Here is an 18978-nt window from a genome sequence, read left to right as displayed (position 1 = left end):
GATCCGGTTACTCGTCAGCAATGCTTGCCGGTGGCCAGTTTTCCAGGCGCATGCCCAGAGACAGACCACGTGAAGCCAGCACGTCTTTAATCTCGGTAAGAGATTTTTTACCCAGGTTCGGCGTTTTCAGCAACTCAACCTCGGTACGCTGTACCAGATCACCGATATAGTGGATAGCTTCTGCCTTGAGGCAGTTAGCAGAGCGGACAGTCAATTCCAGATCGTCAACAGGGCGCAGCAGGATCGGATCGAATTCTGGTTTCTCTTCTTTCACTTCCGGCTGACGTACATCACGTAAGTCAACGAAAGCTTCCAGTTGTTCTGCCAGGATGGTTGCCGCACGACGAATCGCCTCTTCAGGATCGATTGTGCCATTGGTTTCCATTTCGATGACCAGCTTGTCCAGGTCGGTACGCTGTTCTACACGCGCTGCTTCAACATTGTAGGCAATACGCTCTACAGGGCTGTAGCATGCGTCGACCAGCAGACGGCCGATTGGGCGCTCATCTTCTTCCGAATGAATTCGGGCAGAAGCCGGCACATAACCACGACCGCGCTGAACTTTGATACGCATGCTAATAGCTGCGTTCTCATCGGTCAGGTGGCAGATCACGTGCTGCGGCTTGACGATTTCAACATCACCGTCGTGGGTGATGTCGGCTGCAGTCACAGGGCCAATGCCAGATTTATTCAGAGTAAGAATAACTTCATCTTTACCCTGAACTCTCACCGCCAGCCCTTTCAGGTTGAGCAGGATTTCAAGGATATCTTCCTGAACGCCTTCTTTGGTGCTGTACTCATGAAGTACACCATCAATCTCAACCTCGGTCACCGCGCAACCCGGCATCGATGAGAGCAGAATACGGCGCAGTGCGTTACCCAGAGTATGGCCAAAGCCACGCTCTAAAGGCTCAAGGGTCACCTTGGCGTGCGTCGAACTCACTTGCTCGATATCTACCAGGCGCGGTTTTAGAAACTCTGTCACAGAACCCTGCATTGTGTCCTCTCTTTGGTACTAAGCTTTACTTGGAGTAAAGCTCGACGATCAGGTGTTCGTTAATGTCCGCAGACAGATCAGAACGTTCTGGCTGACGCTTGAACGTACCTTCCATCTTGCCAGCATCAACTTCCAGCCAGGTTGGCTTTTCACGCTGCTCAGCCAGCTCCAGAGCGGCTTTCACGCGAGATTGCTTTTTCGCTTTCTCACGAATGCTAACAACGTCATTCGCTTTAACCTGATAAGAAGCGATGTTAACAACACGACCGTTTACCATGATTGCTTTATGGCTAACCAGCTGGCGTGATTCAGCACGAGTCGCGCCGAAGCCCATACGGTATACAACGTTGTCCAGACGACCTTCCAGCAGAGCCAGCAGGTTTTCACCTGTGTTGCCTTTCAGACGTGCTGCTTCTTTATAGTAGTTACGGAACTGACGCTCCAGCACACCGTAGATACGGCGAACTTTTTGCTTTTCACGCAACTGCACACCATAGTCAGACAGACGCGGTTTACGCGCACCGTGCTGGCCAGGAGCTTGTTCAATTTTACACTTGGTATCGATCGCGCGAACGCCAGACTTAAGGAATAAGTCGGTGCCCTCACGACGGCTCAGCTTGAGCTTAGGACCCAAATATCTTGCCATTTTCTATCTCCAACTAACCTAAAAAACGAGCGTTATACGCGACGTTTTTTCGGCGGACGACAACCGTTATGAGGGATCGGAGTCACATCAGTAATATTCGTGATGCGGAAACCAGCGGCGTTCAGAGCGCGAACAGTAGATTCACGACCCGGACCCGGACCTTTAACCATAACTTCCAGATTCTTGATGCCGTATTCTTTTACGGCTTCAGCGCAACGCTCTGCTGCAACCTGAGCTGCGAACGGAGTGGATTTGCGAGAACCACGGAAACCGGAACCACCGGCTGTTGCCCAACCCAATGCGTTACCCTGACGATCAGTAATAGTAACGATGGTGTTGTTGAAAGAAGCATGGATATGAGCCACGCCGTCAGAGACTTGTTTTCTTACACGTTTACGTGCACGAACTGGTGCCTTTGCCATTATTCAATCACCCCGATTATTTCTTGATCGGTTTGCGCGGACCCTTACGGGTACGTGCGTTGGTCTTAGTACGCTGACCGCGTACTGGCAGACCACGACGATGACGCAAACCGCGATAGCAACCAAGATCCATCAGGCGCTTGATGCTCATGCTGATTTCACGGCGCAGATCACCTTCAACGACAAATTTGGCAACTTCGTCACGCAGCGTGTCGATTTGTTCTTCAGACAGCTCACTGATCTTAACATCTTCAGCGATACCCGCTGCAGCCAGAATGGCTTTAGAACGGGTCTTGCCGACGCCGTAGATCGAAGTTAATGCGATCACAGCATGTTTCTGATCAGGAATGTTAATGCCTGCTATACGGGCCACTATGCACTCCTACTATTTAATATGTACGCACCATGCTGAAAAGCCCGTTTTCAGGATACTCAAATGGAAACGTACAGACATACAAAAGATTGGCTGGCTAATCTAGCCAGCTCAACCCAACTTTGCAAGAAAAATATGCGAAATAATCAGCCTTGGCGCTGTTTATGCTTCGGCTCGGCACTGCAAATCACACGGATGACACCATCACGCTTAACGATTTTGCAGTTACGGCATAATTTCTTGACGGAAGCACGAACTTTCATTTTTACTCTCCGTAACTTCTCAGGCGACCAGTTAGCGGCCGTAGCCTTTCAGGTTCGCCTTCTTCAATGCAGACTCATACTGACTGGACATCATCAGAGTTTGCACTTGAGCCATAAAGTCCATAATCACGACAACAACGATAAGCAGTGAGGTCCCACCGAAGTAGAACGGTACTTTCATTGCATCACGCATGAACTCCGGGATCAGGCAGATAAAAGTAATATAAAGCGCACCAACCAAAGTCAGGCGAGTCATTACTTTATCGATATACTTCGCCGTTTGCTCTCCCGGACGAATTCCTGGTACAAATGCACCGGACTTCTTCAGGTTATCTGCTGTTTCACGCGGGTTGAAGACCAACGCCGTGTAGAAGAAACAGAAGAAGATGATCGCAGACGCATAGAGTAACACATAAAGTGGTTGCCCAGGCTGCAAATACAGCGAAATTGTTGTCAGCCAGTTCCAACCAGTACCGCCCCCGAACCATGACGCGATGGTTGCCGGGAACAGAATAATACTGGAAGCGAAGATAGCCGGGATAACCCCCGCCATATTCACTTTCAGCGGTAAATGTGTGCTCTGTGCAGCATAGACACGACGACCCTGCTGACGTTTAGCGTAGTTCACCACAATGCGGCGTTGACCACGTTCAACGAAGACAACAAAGAACGTCACTGCAAATACTAATACTGCAACCAACAGCAACAGGAGGAAGTGCAGGTCGCCTTGACGCGCTTGCTCGATAGTATGGGCGATGGCTGGCGGGAGGCCCGCAACAATACCGGCGAAGATAATGATTGAGATACCGTTACCGATACCACGCTCTGTAATCTGTTCGCCGAGCCACATCAGGAACATTGTCCCTGTGACCAGACTTACAACAGCGGTGAAGTAGAATGCAAAGCCCGGGTTTAACACCAGGCCCTGCATACCAGGCATATTCGGAAGACCGGTAGCAATACCGATCGACTGGAATATTGCCAGCACCAGAGTGCCGTAACGGGTGTACTGGCTAATCTTACGACGTCCAGACTCCCCTTCTTTCTTCAACTCTGCCAGGGCCGGATGAACGACCGTCAGCAGCTGGATAATAATTGATGCCGAAATGTACGGCATAATACCCAGTGCGAAAATAGAAGCACGGCTGAGAGCACCACCAGAGAACATGTTGAACATTTCAATGATGGTGCCTCGCTGTTGCTCAAGCAGTTTGGCAAGTACAGCGGCATCAATACCAGGGATCGGAATAAAAGAGCCAATACGGAACACAATCAGCGCGCCGATTACAAACAGCAGTCTGCGTTTCAGCTCGCCAAATCCACCTTTGGCACTTTGAAAATCTAATCCCGGTTGCTTAGCCATCTGCTACTTATTCCTCAATTTTACCGCCAGCAGCTTCGATAGCAGCACGAGCACCTTTAGTAACACGCAGGCCACGAACAGTTACCGGAGTAGAAACTTCACCAGCCAGGATCACTTTCGCGAACTCGATCTGGATACCGATAATGTTAGCCGCTTTCAGCGTGTTCAGGTCTACAACGCCGCCTTCAACTTTCGCCAGGTCAGACAGACGGATTTCCGCTGTGATCGCTGCTTTGCGAGAGGTGAAGCCGAACTTCGGCAGACGACGGTACAGTGGCATCTGGCCACCCTCGAAACCGCGACGTACGCCACCGCCAGAACGAGAGTTCTGACCTTTGTGACCACGACCACCGGTTTTGCCGAGGCCAGAACCGATACCACGACCCAGGCGTTTACCCGCCTTTTTAGAGCCTTCGGCCGGAGACAGAGTATTTAAACGCATCTCTTACTCCTCAACTTTAACCATGAAGTAAACCGCGTTGACCATACCACGAACAGCAGGAGTATCCTCGCGCTCAACGGTATGACCAATACGACGCAGACCCAGGCCAAGCAGCGTTGCCTTGTGTTTCGGCAGACGACCGATTGCACTGCGGGTTTGAGTGATTTTAATAGTCTTTGCCATGGTCAATTACCCCAGAATTTCTTCAACGGATTTACCACGCTTGGCAGCGACCATTTCTGGAGAATTCATATTTTCCAGGCCATCAATAGTTGCACGAACCACGTTGATCGGGTTGGTGGAACCATATGCTTTAGCCAGAACGTTATGAACTCCAGCAACTTCCAGAACGGCGCGCATTGCACCACCGGCGATGATACCGGTACCTTCGGAAGCTGGCTGCATGAATACACGAGAACCCGTGTGAACACCTTTAACTGGGTGTTGCAGGGTACCGTTGTTCAGCGCGACGTTAATCATATTGCGACGGGCTTTTTCCATCGCTTTCTGGATCGCTGCTGGAACTTCACGCGCTTTACCGTAACCAAAACCAACGCGACCGTTACCATCACCCACTACAGTCAGAGCTGTGAAGGAGAAAATACGACCACCTTTAACGGTTTTAGATACGCGGTTTACCGCGATCAGCTTTTCCTGCAGTTCGCCAGCCTGTTTTTCGATGTGAGCCATCTTACACCTCTACCTTAGAACTGAAGGCCAGCTTCACGGGCAGCATCTGCCAGTGCCTGGACACGACCATGATATTGGAACCCGGAACGGTCAAAGGAAACATTGCTGATGCCTTTTTCCAGAGCGCGTTCAGCGACAGCTTTACCTACAGCTGCTGCGGCGTCTTTGTTACCGGTATACTTCAATTGTTCTGAGATAGCTTTTTCTACAGTAGAAGCAGCTACCAGAACTTCAGAACCGTTCGGTGCAATTACCTGTGCGTAAATATGACGCGGGGTACGATGTACCACCAGGCGAGTTGCACCCAGCTCTTTGAGCTTGCGGCGTGCGCGGGTCGCACGACGGATACGAGCAGATTTCTTATCCATAGTGTTACCTTACTTCTTCTTAGCCTCTTTGGTACGCACGACTTCGTCGGCGTAACGAACACCCTTGCCTTTATAAGGCTCAGGACGACGGTAGGCGCGCAGATCTGCTGCAACCTGACCGATCAGCTGTTTATCAGCGCCTTTCAGCACGATTTCAGTCTGAGTCGGACATTCTGCAGTGATACCGGCCGGCAGCGGATGCTCAACAGGGTGTGAGAAGCCCAGAGACAGGCCTACTGCATTCCCTTTGATAGCTGCACGATAACCTACACCAACCAGCTGAAGCTTTTTAGTGAAGCCTTCGGTAACACCAACAACCATTGAGTTCAGCAGGGCACGCGCGGTACCAGCCTGAGCCCATCCATCCACGAAACCATCACGTGGACCGAAGGTCAGAGCGTTATCTGCATGTTTAACTTCAACAGCTTTGTTGAGGGTACGAGTCAGCTCGCCGTTTTTACCTTTGATCGTAATAACCTGACCGTCGATTTTTACATCAACGCCGGCAGGAATAACGACCGGTGCTTTAGCAACACGAGACATTCTTTCCTCCGATTAGGCTACGTAGCAGATAATTTCGCCACCAAGACCAGCCTGGCGCGCTGCACGATCAGTCATAACACCTTTAGAGGTAGAAACAACTGCGATACCAAGACCAGCCATTACTTTTGGCAGCTCATCTTTTTTCTTATAGATGCGCAGGCCTGGGCGGCTGACACGCTGAATGCTTTCTACAACAGCTTTACCCTGGAAATACTTGAGAGTAAGTTCCAGTTCCGGCTTGGTGTCGCCTTCAACTTTAAAATCTTCGATAAAACCTTCTTCCTTCAGCACGTTGGCAATTGCCACTTTCAGCTTGGCGGAAGGCATGGTGACCGCAACTTTGTTCGCGGCCTGACCGTTACGGATACGGGTCAGCATATCCGCGATCGGATCTTGCATGCTCATCTGTCTTTACTCCCGTGATTCAATTGGTAATTACCAGCTAGCCTTTTTCAAGCCTGGTACTTCACCGCGCATGGCGGCTTCACGCAGTTTGATACGGCTCAACCCAAACTTGCCCACATAACCATGTGGACGACCTGTTTGACGACAGCGGTTACGCTGACGAGACGGGCTGGAATCACGCGGCAGAGACTGCAGCTTGAGAACCGCATTCCAACGATCTTCGTCGGAAGCGTTCACATCAGAAATGATCGCTTTCAGTTCAGCGCGTTTAGCGAAGAATTTATCAGCTAAAGCTACGCGCTTTACTTCGCGTGCTTTCATTGATTGCTTAGCCATTCAGTAACCCTACCTTACTTGCGGAACGGGAAGTCAAAGGCAGCCAGCAGAGCACGGCCTTCTTCATCAGATTTCGCAGTAGTGGTAATGGTAATATCCAAACCACGCACGCGGTCGACTTTATCGTAGTCGATTTCTGGGAAGATGATCTGCTCACGGACACCCATGCTGTAGTTACCACGACCGTCGAAAGACTTAGCGGACAAGCCACGGAAGTCACGGATACGTGGAACAGCAATAGTGATCAGGCGCTCAAGGAACTCCCACATGCGTTCGCCACGCAGAGTTACTTTACAGCCGATCGGATAGCCCTGACGGATTTTGAAGCCTGCAACAGATTTGCGTGCTTTGGTGATCAGCGGTTTTTGACCGGAGATTGCTGTCAGGTCAGCTGCTGCGTTATCCAGCAGTTTCTTGTCAGCGATCGCTTCACCAACACCCATGTTCAGGGTGATCTTCTCGACCCGAGGGACTTGCATGACAGAATTGTAGTTAAACTCAGTCATGAGTTTGTTAACTACTTCGTCTTTGTAGTAATCATGCAGTTTCGCCATCGTACTACTCCAAATTACTTGATAGTTTCGCTGTTAGACTTGAAGAAACGGACTTTTTTACCGTCTTCGAATCTAAAGCCTACACGGTCAGCCTTACCGGTAGCCGCATTGAAGATTGCAACGTTAGAAACCTGAATAGCAGCTTCTTTTTCAACGATGCCGCCTGGTTGGTTCAGGGCCGGAACCGGCTTCTGATGTTTCTTAACCAGGTTGATACCTTCAACGACGAGTTTGCCGGAAGACAGAACATTTTTTACTTTACCGCGTTTACCTTTATCTTTACCGGTTAACACGATAACTTCGTCATCACGACGGATTTTCGCTGCCATGATTCGCTCCTTAGAGTACTTCTGGTGCCAGAGAGATAATTTTCATGAACTTCTCAGTACGAAGTTCACGAGTTACCGGCCCAAAGATACGCGTGCCGATAGGCTGCTCGCTGTTATTGTTTAAAATAACGCATGCATTACCATCGAAGCGAATGACAGAACCGTCAGGGCGACGAACACCCTTCTTGGTGCGCACCACTACCGCCTTCAGCACATCACCTTTTTTGACCTTACCACGTGGAATTGCTTCCTTGATGGTGATCTTGATGATGTCGCCTACGCCTGCGTAGCGACGGTGCGAGCCACCCAGAACCTTGATACACATTACGCGACGTGCACCGGAGTTGTCGGCGACGTTCAGCATAGTCTGTTCTTGGATCATTTTAGTGCTCCGCTAATGTCAACTACTACCTGAGACTCTAAAATCAGAGCCGTTAAAAAGCCCCATATCGAGGGCGCGGCATTATAACACCGCTTCTGCAATATGGGTAGAAAAAATAAACGGCTCATCGCTGAGCCGTTTATTCGTATTGAGAATGCGTACTCTATTACAGAACCGCTTTCTCTACAACGCGAACCAGCGTCCAGGACTTAGTCTTGGACAGTGGACGGCATTCACGGATTTCAACCTTGTCGCCGATACCACATTCGTTGTTCTCGTCATGTACGTGCAGTTTGGTCGTACGCTTGATGAATTTACCGTAGATCGGGTGTTTCACAAAACGTTCGATAGCTACAACAATGGATTTCTCCATTTTATCGCTAACAACACGACCTTGCAGAGTACGGATTTTATCGGTCATTACGCACCCGCCTTCTGAGTCAGTAAAGTCTTAACGCGCGCAACATTGCGACGCACTTGCTTCAGCAGGTGAGTCTGTTGCAGCTGGCCACTTGCAGCCTGCATACGCAGGTTGAACTGCTCACGCAGCAGGTTCAGCAGCTCAGCGTTCAGCTCTTCAACGCTTTTTTCACGCAGCTCTTTTGCTTTCATTACATCACCGTCTTAGTTACAAAGGTGGTTTTGATAGGCAGTTTCGCTGCTGCCAGGCCGAAGGCTTCACGGGCCAGCTCTTCCGGAACACCGTCCATTTCATAAAGGACTTTGCCCGGTTGGATCAAGGCAACCCAGTACTCCACGTTACCTTTACCTTTACCCATACGAACTTCCAGTGGCTTCTCGGTGATCGGTTTGTCCGGGAATACACGGATCCAGATCTTACCTTGACGCTTAACTGCACGGGTCATTGCACGACGTGCTGCTTCGATCTGACGTGCAGTCAGACGACCACGGCCAACAGCTTTCAGACCGAAAGTGCCGAAGCTAACATCCGTACCCTGCGCCAGACCACGGTTGCGGCCTTTGTGCACTTTACGGAATTTTGTACGCTTTGGTTGTAACATCAGCGACGCTCCTTATTTACGGCCTTTACGCTGCTGCTTTTTAGGTTGAGCAGCCGGTTTTTCCGGTTGTTCAACAGCAGCCATACCACCCAGGATCTCACCTTTGAAGATCCATACCTTAACGCCGATTACACCGTAAGTGGTGTGCGCTTCAGAGGTGTTGTAGTCGATGTCAGCACGCAGAGTGTGCAGCGGTACGCGACCTTCGCGGTACCATTCGGTACGTGCGATTTCCGCGCCGCCCAGACGGCCGCTAACTTCAACTTTGATACCTTTAGCGCCCAGACGCATTGCGTTCTGTACAGCACGCTTCATAGCACGACGGAACATAACACGACGTTCCAGCTGAGAAGTGATGCTGTCAGCAACCAATTTAGCGTCCAGTTCAGGCTTACGAACTTCAGCGATATTGATCTGTGCAGGAACGCCAGCGATATCCGCTACGACCTTGCGCAGTTTTTCTACGTCTTCGCCTTTCTTACCGATAACGATGCCAGGACGAGCAGTGTGAATAGTCACACGGATGCTCTTCGCTGGACGCTCGATAACGATACGAGATACAGACGCTTTAGCCAGTTCCTTAGTCAGGTACTGACGTACTTTAAAATCGCTGTCCAGGTTGTCAGCGAATTCTTTGGTGTTCGCAAACCAGGTAGAGTTCCATGGTTTTACAATACCCAGGCGAATACCATTAGGATGTACTTTCTGACCCATTGCTAGTCTCCAGAGTCTCAGCGATCGGACACAACCACAGTAATGTGGCTGGTGCGCTTCAGGATGCGATCTGCACGACCTTTCGCACGCGGCATAATGCGCTTCATGCTTGGGCCTTCATCTACGAAAATTTTCGCGACTTTCAGATCGTCGATGTCAGCGCCATCGTTGTGTTCAGCGTTAGCAATGGCAGATTCCAGTACTTTCTTGACCAATACCGCAGCTTTCTTGTTGGTATAGGTCAGGATGTCCAGGGCCTGCGACACTTTCTTACCGCGAATCAGGTCAGCAACAAGGCGAACCTTCTGTGCAGAAGAACGAGCATGGCGATGTTGAGCTAAAGTTTCCATCTCTTCCTCCTACCTTATTTCTTCTTCGCTTTTTTATCAGCAGCGTGGCCGCGATAAGTACGAGTCGGTGCGAATTCACCCAGTTTGTGACCAACCATTTCGTCGGTAACAAAGACTGGAACGTGCTGACGACCATTATGGACAGCGATGGTCAAACCGATCATGTTAGGAAAGATCGTTGAACGACGGGACCAAGTGCGCAGGGGCTTCTTGTCTCCGCTTTCCACCGCTTTCTCTACCTTCTTCAGCAAGTGCAGGTCAATAAAAGGACCTTTCTTGAGAGAACGTGGCATGGCTTATCCTCTAAAATTATTTGCTACGGCGACGTACGATAAATTTATCAGTACGCTTGTTGCTGCGGGTCTTCTTACCTTTGGTCTGAACGCCCCACGGAGATACCGGGTGCTTACCAAAGTTACGACCTTCACCACCACCATGTGGGTGGTCGACTGGGTTCATCGCAGTACCGCGAACGGTAGGACGAACACCACGCCAGCGTGCAGCACCTGCTTTACCCAGAACGCGCAGCATATGCTCAGCATTGCCAACTTCGCCCAGAGTAGCGCGGCAGTCTGCTTCGACTTTACGCATTTCACCAGAACGCAGACGCAGGGTGACATAAGCACCATCACGCGCAACGATCTGAACGTAAGTACCCGCGGAACGCGCCAGCTGACCGCCTTTACCTGGTTTCATTTCTACGTTATGAACGGTAGAACCAACCGGGATATTGCGCATCGGCAGGGTGTTGCCTGCTTTGATTGCAGCATCAACGCCAGACTGAATCTGGTCGCCAGCTTTCAGGCCTTTAGGGGCCAGGATGTAACGGCGTTCGCCGTCTTTGTACAGAACCAGCGCGATGTTCGCGGAACGGTTCGGATCGTACTCAAGACGTTCAACAACTGCTGGGATACCGTCTTTGTTGCGTTTGAAGTCAACAATACGATAAGCCTGCTTGTGGCCACCACCGATGTGACGAGTGGTGATACGGCCATTGTTGTTACGACCACCGGATTTGCTGTTTTTTTCCAGCAACGGAGCAAAAGGTTTGCCCTTGTGCAGCTCAGGGTTAACCACTTTAACTACGTGGCGACGACCCGGAGATGTCGGTTTACATTTAACAACTGCCATTGTATTACTCCTCCGACTTACTCAGCGCCGCCAACGAAGTCCAGGTTCTGGCCTTCTTTCAGGGTGACGTAAGCTTTTTTCCAGTCGCTACGACGACCGATACGCTGTCCGTGACGTTTAACTTTCCCTTTAACTACCAGGGTGTTAACGACTTCGACTTCGACTTCAAACAGTTTCTGCACAGCAGCTTTGATCTCTGCTTTGGTCGCGTCTTTAGCAACTTTGAGAACGATGGTGTTTGTTTTTTCCATCGCAGTAGACGCTTTTTCAGAAACGTGCGGTGCGCGCAGCACCTTCAGCAGACGTTCTTCACGAATCATGCCAGCATCTCCTCAACTTGCTTAACAGCATCAGCAGTCATTACGACTTTGTCGAAGGCGATCAGGCTAACCGGGTCGATACCAGTCGCGTCGCGTACGTCAACCTTGTGCAGGTTACGCGCGGCCAGGAACAGGTTCTCGTCCAGCTCACCGGTGATGATCAGCACATCTTCCAGAGCCATGTCTTTCAGTTTCTGTGCCAGCAGCTTAGTTTTAGGCGCTTCAACAGAGAACTTCTCGACAACGATCAGACGATCCTGACGTACCAGTTCGGACAGAATGCTTTTCAGCGCGCCGCGGTACATCTTTTTGTTAACTTTTTGACTGTGGTCCTGTGGACGCGCAGCGAAGGTCACGCCACCTGAACGCCAGATCGGGCTCTTGATAGAACCTGAACGCGCACGGCCGGTACCTTTCTGGCGCCATGGCTTTTTGCCTGAACCAGTTACTTCAGCACGAGTCTTCTGAGCACGAGTACCCTGACGAGCACCAGCTGCATAAGCAACAACAACCTGGTGAACCAGCGCTTCGTTGAAATCACGACCGAAGGTAGTTTCGGAAACAGTCAGCGCGCTCTGCGCGTCTTTCAATACTAATTCCATTGCTATCCCCTTACGCCTTCACAGCTGGTTTAACGATCAGGTCGCTACCGGTTGCACCCGGGACCGCACCTTTAACCAGCAGCAGGTTGCGCTCAGCGTCAACACGTACTACGTCCAGGCTCTGAACGGTTACACGTTCGTTGCCCAGCTGACCTGCCATTTTCTTGCCTTTGAACACTTTGCCCGGAGTCTGGTTCTGACCGATAGAACCCGGAACGCGGTGAGACAAGGAGTTACCGTGAGTAGCGTCCTGGGTACGGAAGTTCCAGCGCTTAACGGTACCAGCAAAACCTTTACCTTTAGAGGTACCGGTTACGTCAACTTTTTTAACGTCAGCAAACAGCTCAACGCTAATGTCCTGACCTACGGTGAACTCTTCGCCTTCAGCAAGACGGAATTCCCACAGACCACGGCCAGCTTCAACGCCAGCTTTAGCGAAGTGACCCGCTTCTGGTTTGGTTACACGGTTAGCTTTTTTAGCACCAGTGGTAACCTGAATAGCGCGGTAGCCATCGTTAGCCAGATCTTTAACCTGAGTAACGCGGTTTGCTTCAACTTCGATTACGGTTACTGGGATAGAAACGCCATCTTCAGTGAAGATGCGGGTCATACCCACTTTTTTACCGACTAAACCAATCATTGTTTCAACCTCTCAATCGCTCGATGACCTGATTAACCCAGGCTGATCTGCACGTCTACACCGGCAGCCAGATCCAGACGCATCAGAGCATCAACGGTTTTCTCAGTTGGCTCAACGATGTCAACCAGACGCTTGTGAGTGCGGATTTCGTACTGATCACGCGCATCTTTGTTAACGTGCGGAGAGATCAGAACGGTAAAGCGCTCTTTGCGGGTCGGCAGCGGGATCGGACCACGGACTTGCGCACCAGTGCGCTTAGCAGTCTCGACGATTTCCGCGGTTGATTGATCGATCAGACGATGATCAAACGCTTTAAGGCGGATACGGATTCTTTGGTTCTGCATGAGACCAGAGCTCCAATTATTTTATAAACGAAAATGATTACTCCTCAAACCCATTACGATTGATGGGAGAGTGTAACCGTTCTTACGTAGCTCCCCAATTGGGAGCATTGTTGAGTAACAAAGTGAGCTACTCTGGTTCAGATTGAACCCGCCGTCAATTACGACAAGCCCGCGCATTATACGTAAATCTGGGGAAGACGCAAGTGCCGTTTAGAAATTAAGCGCTAAAGACGTACTCTGCGTAAGGCCTCGCATTTTTTTATGCAAAGTATCCCTTCTCAACTCTTTGTCTGAAGCCGCTACGCAATTGCTGTTTTTGCACATTGCCGGACATGCAGATTATTACGAGTATGCGCTCAAACCGTTTTGAGGCTCTCGCTATGCTACTGTCCCTCCCCTTTCTGGTGATCTATTTTGCGTTATCGGCCTTGCTTGTTCGCACCGATATTCGCACAGGGCTTCTTCCCGACAAATTTCTTTGCCCGCTGCTATGGACCGGCCTGCTTTACCAGCTGTGCCTCCATCCTGATTTTTTGCCGAGCGCGGTGGTGGGTGCGCTGGCAGGATACGCCGGATTCGCCGTTATCTATTGGGGATATCGGCTCATCTGCCGACGTGAAGGTATGGGATATGGCGACATAAAATATCTGGCGGCGCTGGGGGCATGGCATGGCTGGTGTGTACTGCCAGTACTGGCACTCGTAGCCGCGTTAATGGCTCTGCTGTATCTGGTTGCTTTCTCGTTGTTTACTCCTGATAAGCAGGCATTAAAAAACCCACTGCCTTTTGGGCCATTTCTGGCGGCAGCGGGTTTATGCGTTGGCTGGGAAAGCCTGATTAACTTTCCACTTTGATCTGAGACTGAAGGTAGTTCTGTAGGCCAATTTTGCTAATGAGATCCAGTTCGGTCTCAAGCCAGTCGATGTGCCCTTCTTCATCGGCCAGGATCTGGATCATCATATCGCGGCTGACGTAGTCATGTACGCTGTCCGCATAGGCAATGGCTTCACGCAGGTCTTTTGCACCCTCCAGCTCCAGCCGGAGATCAGAACGCAGCATCTCTTCGACATCTTCTCCGATGCCCAGTTTTCCGAGATCCTGTAGGTTAGGAATGCCTTCGAGGAATAAAATACGCTCAATGTATTTATCGGCGTGTTTCATTTCATCAATGGACTCATGGTATTCAACATCGTTGAGGCGAGTCAGTCCCCAGTTTTTGAACATTCTTGCATGGAGAAAATACTGATTGATTGCGACAAGCTCATTTCCCAATAATTTATTGAGATAACTTATGATTTTAACATCACCTTTCATTATATAGTCCCTCCGCTTCCACTCATTGAAGCGTAGATCGGGCTACGGGGATGTCAAAAAAAAGATAGAGGCTTACGCGATCTCTTTGAATTCCGGGATCTGCATCAGTTCGTCCTGCATGATCTCACGCGCTGCGCGAACGCATTTACCGCATTGATTTCCCACCGGAACAAACTTGCGAAGCTGCTGGAATGATTGTGGTTGAAACTGGCGAACGGCCTGACGAATTTTTTTGTCGCTTACACCATTACATAAACAAACGTACATAAAGACTCCCGTTCAAAATATGCGCAAAGTGTAAGTGAGAATGGTTATGATTACAATAGCACAGGCGCCGGAATACGTGGCGGGAGAAAACAAAAAATGCGAATTTTTATGACAGCGACTTTACGGTAGAAAACAAAAAAGGACGCCGAAGCGTCCTTTTTATTTCAGGGATAATTAATTAGCCCAGAACTTTAGCAACAACGCCCGCGCCAACGGTACGGCCGCCTTCACGGATTGCGAAACGCAGACCGTCGTCCATCGCGATTGGGTGGATCAGAGTCACAACCATCTTGATGTTGTCGCCTGGCATTACCATCTCTACGCCTTCTGGCAGTTCGATGGTACCGGTCACGTCAGTTGTACGGAAGTAGAACTGTGGACGGTAGCCTTTGAAGAACGGAGTATGACGGCCGCCTTCGTCTTTGGACAGAATGTACACTTCAGATTCGAACTTGGTGTGTGGCTTGATTGAGCCTGGCTTCGCCAGAACCTGACCACGTTCGATTTCTTCACGTTTGATACCACGCAGCAGAACACCAACGTTCTCACCAGCACGGCCTTCGTCCAGCAGTTTGCGGAACATTTCAACGCCAGTACAGGTAGACTTCGCAGTCTCTTTGATACCAACGATTTCAACTTCTTCACCAACTTTGATGATACCGCGCTCTACACGACCGGTAACAACGGTACCACGACCGGAGATGGAGAATACGTCTTCGATTGGCAGCAGGAATGGCTTGTCAATCGCACGCTCTGGTTCTGGGATGTAAGAATCCAGGTAGCCAGCCAGTTCGATGATTTTCTCTTCCCACTCTGCTTCGCCTTCCAGCGCTTTCAGCGCGGAACCACGAACGATTGGAGTGTCGTCGCCTGGGAAATCGTACTGAGACAGCAGTTCACGAACTTCCATCTCTACCAGTTCCAGCAGCTCTTCGTCATCAACCATGTCGCACTTGTTCAGGAACACGATGATGTAAGGAACGCCTACCTGACGACCCAGCAGGATGTGTTCACGAGTCTGAGGCATAGGGCCGTCAGTCGCAGCAACAACCAGGATCGCGCCGTCCATCTGCGCAGCACCGGTGATCATGTTTTTAACATAGTCGGCGTGGCCTGGGCAGTCTACGTGTGCGTAGTGGCGAGTCGGGGTGTCATACTCAACGTGAGAGGTGTTGATGGTGATACCACGAGCTTTTTCTTCTGGTGCGTTATCGATCTGATCGAAAGCACGAGCAGCACCGCCGTAGGTTTTAGCCAGTACGGTAGTGATTGCAGCAGTCAGGGTAGTTTTACCATGGTCAACGTGGCCGATAGTACCAACGTTGACGTGCGGTTTTGTACGTTCAAATTTTTCTTTAGACACGGCTATATTCCTTACTATAGTGCTCTCCCCTTCGGAGAGAGCACGGGACTTAGGTTTTAATCCTGTGGATTACTTACCACGGGCTTCGATAACGGCCTGAGCAACGTTGTTCGGCGCATCATCATACTTCAGGAATTCCATAGTGTATGATGCACGACCTTTGGTCAGTGAACGCAGCTGAGTTGCATATCCGAACATTTCAGACAGCGGAACTTCAGCGTGGATCTTAACGCCAGTTACTTCGGATTCCTGACCACGCAGCATACCGCGACGACGGCTCAAGTCACCGATAACGTCACCGGTGTTCTCTTCAGGAGTTTCTACTTCAACCTTCATGATCGGCTCAAGCAGAACTGGTTTTGCTTTCTTAAAGCCTTCTTTAAAGGCAATAGACGCAGCCAGTTTAAACGCCAGTTCAGAGGAGTCAACGTCGTGGTAAGAACCGAAGTGCAGACGAACACCCATGTCTACAACCGGGTAACCAGCCAGAGGACCAGCTTTCAGCTGCTCCTGAATGCCTTTATCAACGGCAGGGATGTATTCGCCAGGAATTACACCACCTTTGATGTCGTTGATGAACTCGTAACCTTTCGGGTTAGAGCCCGGCTCCAGTGGGTACATGTCGATCACAACGTGACCGTACTGACCGCGACCACCAGACTGCTTAGCGTGTTTACCTTCAACGTCGGTAACTTTCGCGCGAATCGCTTCGCGGTAAGCAACCTGAGGTTTACCCACGTTCGCTTCAACGTTGAATTCACGCTTCATACGGTCAACGATGATGTCCAGGTGCAGTTCACCCATACCAGCGATGATGGTCTGGTTAGATTCTTCATCAGTCCATACACGGAATGATGGGTCTTCTTTCGCCAGACGGCCCAGAGCCAGACCCATTTTTTCCTGGTCAGCTTTGGTTTTTGGTTCAACTGCGATGGAGATTACCGGCTCAGGGAATTCCATACGCTCCAGAATGATCGGGTGATCCGGATCACACAGAGTGTCACCAGTGGTCACGTCTTTCAGACCGATAGCAGCAGCGATGTCGCCCGCACGAACTTCTTTGATCTCTTCACGTTTGTTAGCGTGCATCTGTACGATACGGCCAAAACGTTCACGCGCCGCTTTCACGGAGTTCAGGATGGTGTCACCGGAGTTAACCACACCAGAGTAAACGCGGAAGAAGGTCAGGTTACCCACGAATGGGTCGGTAGCAATTTTGAACGCCAGTGCAGAGAATGGCTCTTCATCACTTGCGTGACGCTCAGCCGGAGTATCTTTACCGTCGTCCAGGATGCCGTTGATCGCAGGAACGTCAATCGGGGATGGCAGGTAGTCAACTACCGCATCCAGCATCGCCTGAACACCTTTGTTCTTGAACGCAGAACCACAGGTTACCAGGATGATTTCGTTGTTCAGAACGCGCTGACGCAGAGCAGATTTGATCTCTTGCTCAGACAGTTCTTCACCACCCAGGTATTTTTCCATCAGCTCTTCAGAAGCTTCTGCTGCGGATTCGATCAGGTTCTGGTGCCATTCGTCAGCCAGGTCCTGCATCTCTGCCGGGATATCTTCGTATTCGAAGGTAACGCCCGCATCTGCTTCGTTCCAGTTGATGGCTTTCATTTTCACCAGGTCGATAACGCCGGTGAAACCTTCTTCAGCACCAATTGCCAGCTGAAGCGGAACAGGGTTCGCGCCCAGACGGGTTTTGATCTGGCCAACAACTTTCAGGAAGTTAGCACCCATACGGTCCATTTTGTTAACGAACGCGATGCGTGGAACTTTATATTTGTTTGCCTGACGCCATACGGTTTCAGACTGTGGCTGAACACCACCAACTGCGCAATAAACCATTACCGCGCCGTCAAGAACACGCATGGAACGTTCTACTTCGATGGTGAAGTCAACGTGCCCTGGGGTGTCGATGATGTTTACGCGATGCGGTTCGTACTGCTTAGCCATACCTGACCAGAATGCAGTAGTCGCTGCGGAGGTGATAGTAATACCACGCTCCTGCTCCTGTTCCATCCAGTCCATGGTGGCTGCGCCGTCATGAACTTCACCGATTTTATGGTTTACACCGGTGTAGAACAGAATACGTTCGGTAGTAGTGGTTTTACCGGCGTCGATGTGCGCACTGATACCGATGTTACGGTAGCGTGCGATGGGTGTTGTACGAGCCATTTGATTCCTCGTTTATATCTTTAGGCGTTCAGTTAAGTTACCCAGAGCGGGCGGCTTCTCTGAAGCGCCCGCCTGGTGACTACGACTCCGAAGGGATTACCAACGGTAGTGTGCGAACGCCTTGTTGGCTTCTGCCATACGGTGAACGTCTTCACGTTTCTTAACTGCGGTACCTTTGTTTTCCGCAGCATCAGAAAGTTCGTTCGCCAGACGCAGAGCCATGGATTTATCACCGCGTTTACGAGCAGCTTCAACGATCCAACGCATTGCCAGAGCATTACGACGAACCGGACGAACTTCAACTGGAACCTGATAAGTAGAACCACCAACGCGGCGAGACTTAACTTCTACAGTCGGGCGCACGTTGTCGAGAGCGACTTCGAAGGCTTCCAGTTCATTTTTACCAGAACGCTGAGCCAGGGTCTCCAGCGCGCTGTATACGATTGCTTCTGCGGTAGATTTTTTACCATCTACCATCAGGATATTTACAAATTTTGCCAGCAGTTCTGATCCGAATTTCGGATCTGGAAGAATTTTACGCTGACCAATGACGCGACGACGTGGCATGGGATTACTCCGTTGTTAATTCAGGATTGTCCAAAACTCTACGAGTT

At 50.4% G+C, this 18978-nt stretch carries 33 protein-coding genes; 1 reads left to right on the top strand and 32 read right to left on the bottom strand.

What is annotated here, in order from left to right; all coding sequences use genetic code 11:
- Positions 1–7: 7 nt before the first annotated feature.
- From rpoA to rpsJ, 27 genes are all read right to left on the bottom strand, one after another.
- Positions 8–997, bottom strand: a complete 990-nt coding sequence (gene rpoA / locus AM329_RS20495; RefSeq protein WP_002919219.1) for a DNA-directed RNA polymerase subunit alpha — start codon at positions 995–997, stop codon at positions 8–10.
- Positions 998–1022: 25 nt separating this feature from the next.
- The gene (rpsD, locus tag AM329_RS20490) at positions 1023–1643 is read right to left on the bottom strand and encodes a 30S ribosomal protein S4 (RefSeq protein ID WP_003863314.1); all 621 of its coding nucleotides are present in this window, start codon (positions 1641–1643) and stop codon (positions 1023–1025) included.
- 32 nt (positions 1644–1675) lie between these two features.
- Entirely contained in the window at positions 1676–2065 is a 390-nt protein-coding gene (rpsK, locus tag AM329_RS20485; protein WP_003863312.1) for a 30S ribosomal protein S11, read from the bottom strand.
- 16 nt (positions 2066–2081) lie between these two features.
- The gene (rpsM, locus tag AM329_RS20480) at positions 2082–2438 is read right to left on the bottom strand and encodes a 30S ribosomal protein S13 (RefSeq protein ID WP_003863308.1); all 357 of its coding nucleotides are present in this window, start codon (positions 2436–2438) and stop codon (positions 2082–2084) included.
- Between the two features lie 146 nt (positions 2439–2584).
- A complete protein-coding gene (gene rpmJ, locus AM329_RS20475; RefSeq protein WP_000868187.1) occupies positions 2585–2701 on the bottom strand; it encodes a 50S ribosomal protein L36 in 117 nt (38 codons plus the stop codon).
- A gap of 31 nt (positions 2702–2732) precedes the next feature.
- Positions 2733–4064: a preprotein translocase subunit SecY gene (gene secY, locus AM329_RS20470; RefSeq protein WP_003863305.1), complete on the bottom strand. Its 1332-nt coding sequence runs from the start codon at positions 4062–4064 to the stop codon at positions 2733–2735.
- A gap of 7 nt (positions 4065–4071) precedes the next feature.
- Entirely contained in the window at positions 4072–4506 is a 435-nt protein-coding gene (rplO, locus tag AM329_RS20465) for a 50S ribosomal protein L15 (RefSeq protein WP_003863304.1), read from the bottom strand.
- 3 nt (positions 4507–4509) lie between these two features.
- Positions 4510–4689, bottom strand: coding sequence for a 50S ribosomal protein L30 (gene rpmD / locus AM329_RS20460; protein WP_003863301.1), 180 nt, complete (start codon positions 4687–4689; stop codon positions 4510–4512).
- Positions 4690–4695: 6 nt separating this feature from the next.
- Positions 4696–5196, bottom strand: a complete 501-nt coding sequence (gene rpsE / locus AM329_RS20455; protein WP_003863299.1) for a 30S ribosomal protein S5 — start codon at positions 5194–5196, stop codon at positions 4696–4698.
- A gap of 14 nt (positions 5197–5210) precedes the next feature.
- Positions 5211–5564 carry a 50S ribosomal protein L18 gene (rplR, locus tag AM329_RS20450; RefSeq protein WP_003863297.1) on the bottom strand — a complete coding sequence of 118 codons (354 nt, stop codon included), beginning with the start codon at positions 5562–5564 and terminating at the stop codon, positions 5211–5213.
- A gap of 9 nt (positions 5565–5573) precedes the next feature.
- Positions 5574–6107, bottom strand: a complete 534-nt coding sequence (gene rplF / locus AM329_RS20445; RefSeq protein WP_003863296.1) for a 50S ribosomal protein L6 — start codon at positions 6105–6107, stop codon at positions 5574–5576.
- A gap of 12 nt (positions 6108–6119) precedes the next feature.
- On the bottom strand, positions 6120–6512 hold the full coding sequence (gene rpsH, locus AM329_RS20440; protein ID WP_006178918.1) for a 30S ribosomal protein S8: 393 nt from the start codon (positions 6510–6512) through the stop codon (positions 6120–6122).
- Between the two features lie 30 nt (positions 6513–6542).
- Complete coding sequence (gene rpsN / locus AM329_RS20435) at positions 6543–6848, bottom strand: 30S ribosomal protein S14 (protein ID WP_003863291.1); 306 nt, start codon at positions 6846–6848, stop codon at positions 6543–6545.
- Between the two features lie 14 nt (positions 6849–6862).
- The gene (rplE, locus tag AM329_RS20430; RefSeq protein WP_003863290.1) at positions 6863–7402 is read right to left on the bottom strand and encodes a 50S ribosomal protein L5; all 540 of its coding nucleotides are present in this window, start codon (positions 7400–7402) and stop codon (positions 6863–6865) included.
- 14 nt (positions 7403–7416) lie between these two features.
- Positions 7417–7731, bottom strand: a complete 315-nt coding sequence (gene rplX, locus AM329_RS20425; protein WP_003863287.1) for a 50S ribosomal protein L24 — start codon at positions 7729–7731, stop codon at positions 7417–7419.
- Positions 7732–7741: 10 nt separating this feature from the next.
- Positions 7742–8113, bottom strand: coding sequence for a 50S ribosomal protein L14 (gene rplN, locus AM329_RS20420; protein ID WP_002919748.1), 372 nt, complete (start codon positions 8111–8113; stop codon positions 7742–7744).
- A 166-nt stretch (positions 8114–8279) separates the two neighbouring features.
- Positions 8280–8534, bottom strand: coding sequence for a 30S ribosomal protein S17 (rpsQ, locus tag AM329_RS20415; protein WP_002438707.1), 255 nt, complete (start codon positions 8532–8534; stop codon positions 8280–8282).
- Entirely contained in the window at positions 8534–8725 is a 192-nt protein-coding gene (gene rpmC / locus AM329_RS20410) for a 50S ribosomal protein L29 (protein WP_003863282.1), read from the bottom strand. The genes rpsQ and rpmC overlap by 1 nt, the downstream gene beginning before the upstream one ends.
- A complete protein-coding gene (gene rplP / locus AM329_RS20405) occupies positions 8725–9135 on the bottom strand; it encodes a 50S ribosomal protein L16 (RefSeq protein ID WP_002919759.1) in 411 nt (136 codons plus the stop codon). Before rplP ends, rpmC begins: the two co-directional genes overlap by 1 nt.
- 12 nt (positions 9136–9147) lie before the next feature.
- On the bottom strand, positions 9148–9849 hold the full coding sequence (gene rpsC, locus AM329_RS20400; protein WP_000529945.1) for a 30S ribosomal protein S3: 702 nt from the start codon (positions 9847–9849) through the stop codon (positions 9148–9150).
- Between the two features lie 17 nt (positions 9850–9866).
- A complete protein-coding gene (gene rplV, locus AM329_RS20395; protein ID WP_002919773.1) occupies positions 9867–10199 on the bottom strand; it encodes a 50S ribosomal protein L22 in 333 nt (110 codons plus the stop codon).
- Between the two features lie 14 nt (positions 10200–10213).
- Positions 10214–10492, bottom strand: a complete 279-nt coding sequence (gene rpsS, locus AM329_RS20390) for a 30S ribosomal protein S19 (protein ID WP_001138117.1) — start codon at positions 10490–10492, stop codon at positions 10214–10216.
- A gap of 16 nt (positions 10493–10508) precedes the next feature.
- Positions 10509–11330, bottom strand: coding sequence for a 50S ribosomal protein L2 (gene rplB, locus AM329_RS20385; protein ID WP_008457150.1), 822 nt, complete (start codon positions 11328–11330; stop codon positions 10509–10511).
- Between the two features lie 17 nt (positions 11331–11347).
- Positions 11348–11650 carry a 50S ribosomal protein L23 gene (gene rplW / locus AM329_RS20380; RefSeq protein ID WP_000617546.1) on the bottom strand — a complete coding sequence of 101 codons (303 nt, stop codon included), beginning with the start codon at positions 11648–11650 and terminating at the stop codon, positions 11348–11350.
- Positions 11647–12252: a 50S ribosomal protein L4 gene (gene rplD / locus AM329_RS20375; protein WP_000424395.1), complete on the bottom strand. Its 606-nt coding sequence runs from the start codon at positions 12250–12252 to the stop codon at positions 11647–11649. The genes rplW and rplD overlap by 4 nt, the downstream gene beginning before the upstream one ends.
- Before the next feature lie 10 nt (positions 12253–12262).
- Entirely contained in the window at positions 12263–12892 is a 630-nt protein-coding gene (gene rplC / locus AM329_RS20370) for a 50S ribosomal protein L3 (RefSeq protein ID WP_003863274.1), read from the bottom strand.
- 32 nt (positions 12893–12924) lie between these two features.
- Positions 12925–13236 (bottom strand): 30S ribosomal protein S10, encoded by a 312-nt coding sequence (rpsJ, locus tag AM329_RS20365; protein ID WP_001181005.1) that lies wholly within the window; start codon positions 13234–13236, stop codon positions 12925–12927.
- A 380-nt stretch (positions 13237–13616) separates the two neighbouring features.
- Here rpsJ and AM329_RS20360 point away from each other — a divergent pair, with 380 nt between their 5' ends.
- Positions 13617–14090 (top strand): A24 family peptidase, encoded by a 474-nt coding sequence (locus AM329_RS20360; protein ID WP_023323812.1) that lies wholly within the window; start codon positions 13617–13619, stop codon positions 14088–14090.
- Here AM329_RS20360 and bfr read toward each other — a convergent pair.
- The 5 genes from bfr to rpsG all read right to left on the bottom strand — a co-directional run bounded on the left by bfr (position 14074) and on the right by rpsG (position 18931).
- Complete coding sequence (bfr, locus tag AM329_RS20355; protein ID WP_003863270.1) at positions 14074–14550, bottom strand: bacterioferritin; 477 nt, start codon at positions 14548–14550, stop codon at positions 14074–14076. The genes AM329_RS20360 and bfr overlap by 17 nt on opposite strands.
- Positions 14551–14622: 72 nt before the next feature.
- Positions 14623–14817, bottom strand: a complete 195-nt coding sequence (bfd, locus tag AM329_RS20350; RefSeq protein WP_003863268.1) for a bacterioferritin-associated ferredoxin — start codon at positions 14815–14817, stop codon at positions 14623–14625.
- A gap of 178 nt (positions 14818–14995) precedes the next feature.
- Positions 14996–16180 carry an elongation factor Tu gene (gene tuf / locus AM329_RS20345; protein ID WP_022651945.1) on the bottom strand — a complete coding sequence of 395 codons (1185 nt, stop codon included), beginning with the start codon at positions 16178–16180 and terminating at the stop codon, positions 14996–14998.
- A gap of 69 nt (positions 16181–16249) precedes the next feature.
- The gene (gene fusA / locus AM329_RS20340) at positions 16250–18364 is read right to left on the bottom strand and encodes an elongation factor G (protein ID WP_022651946.1); all 2115 of its coding nucleotides are present in this window, start codon (positions 18362–18364) and stop codon (positions 16250–16252) included.
- A gap of 96 nt (positions 18365–18460) precedes the next feature.
- The gene (gene rpsG / locus AM329_RS20335) at positions 18461–18931 is read right to left on the bottom strand and encodes a 30S ribosomal protein S7 (protein WP_003861706.1); all 471 of its coding nucleotides are present in this window, start codon (positions 18929–18931) and stop codon (positions 18461–18463) included.
- Positions 18932–18978: the final 47 nt, after the last annotated feature.

Origin of the sequence: Enterobacter cloacae complex sp. AR_0002, assembly GCF_001922365.1 — a bacterium.
Classification (GTDB): domain Bacteria; phylum Pseudomonadota; class Gammaproteobacteria; order Enterobacterales; family Enterobacteriaceae; genus Enterobacter; species Enterobacter hormaechei_C.
Note: the sequence above shows the minus strand (reverse complement) of the source record. Positions and strands in the feature narration are given on the sequence as shown.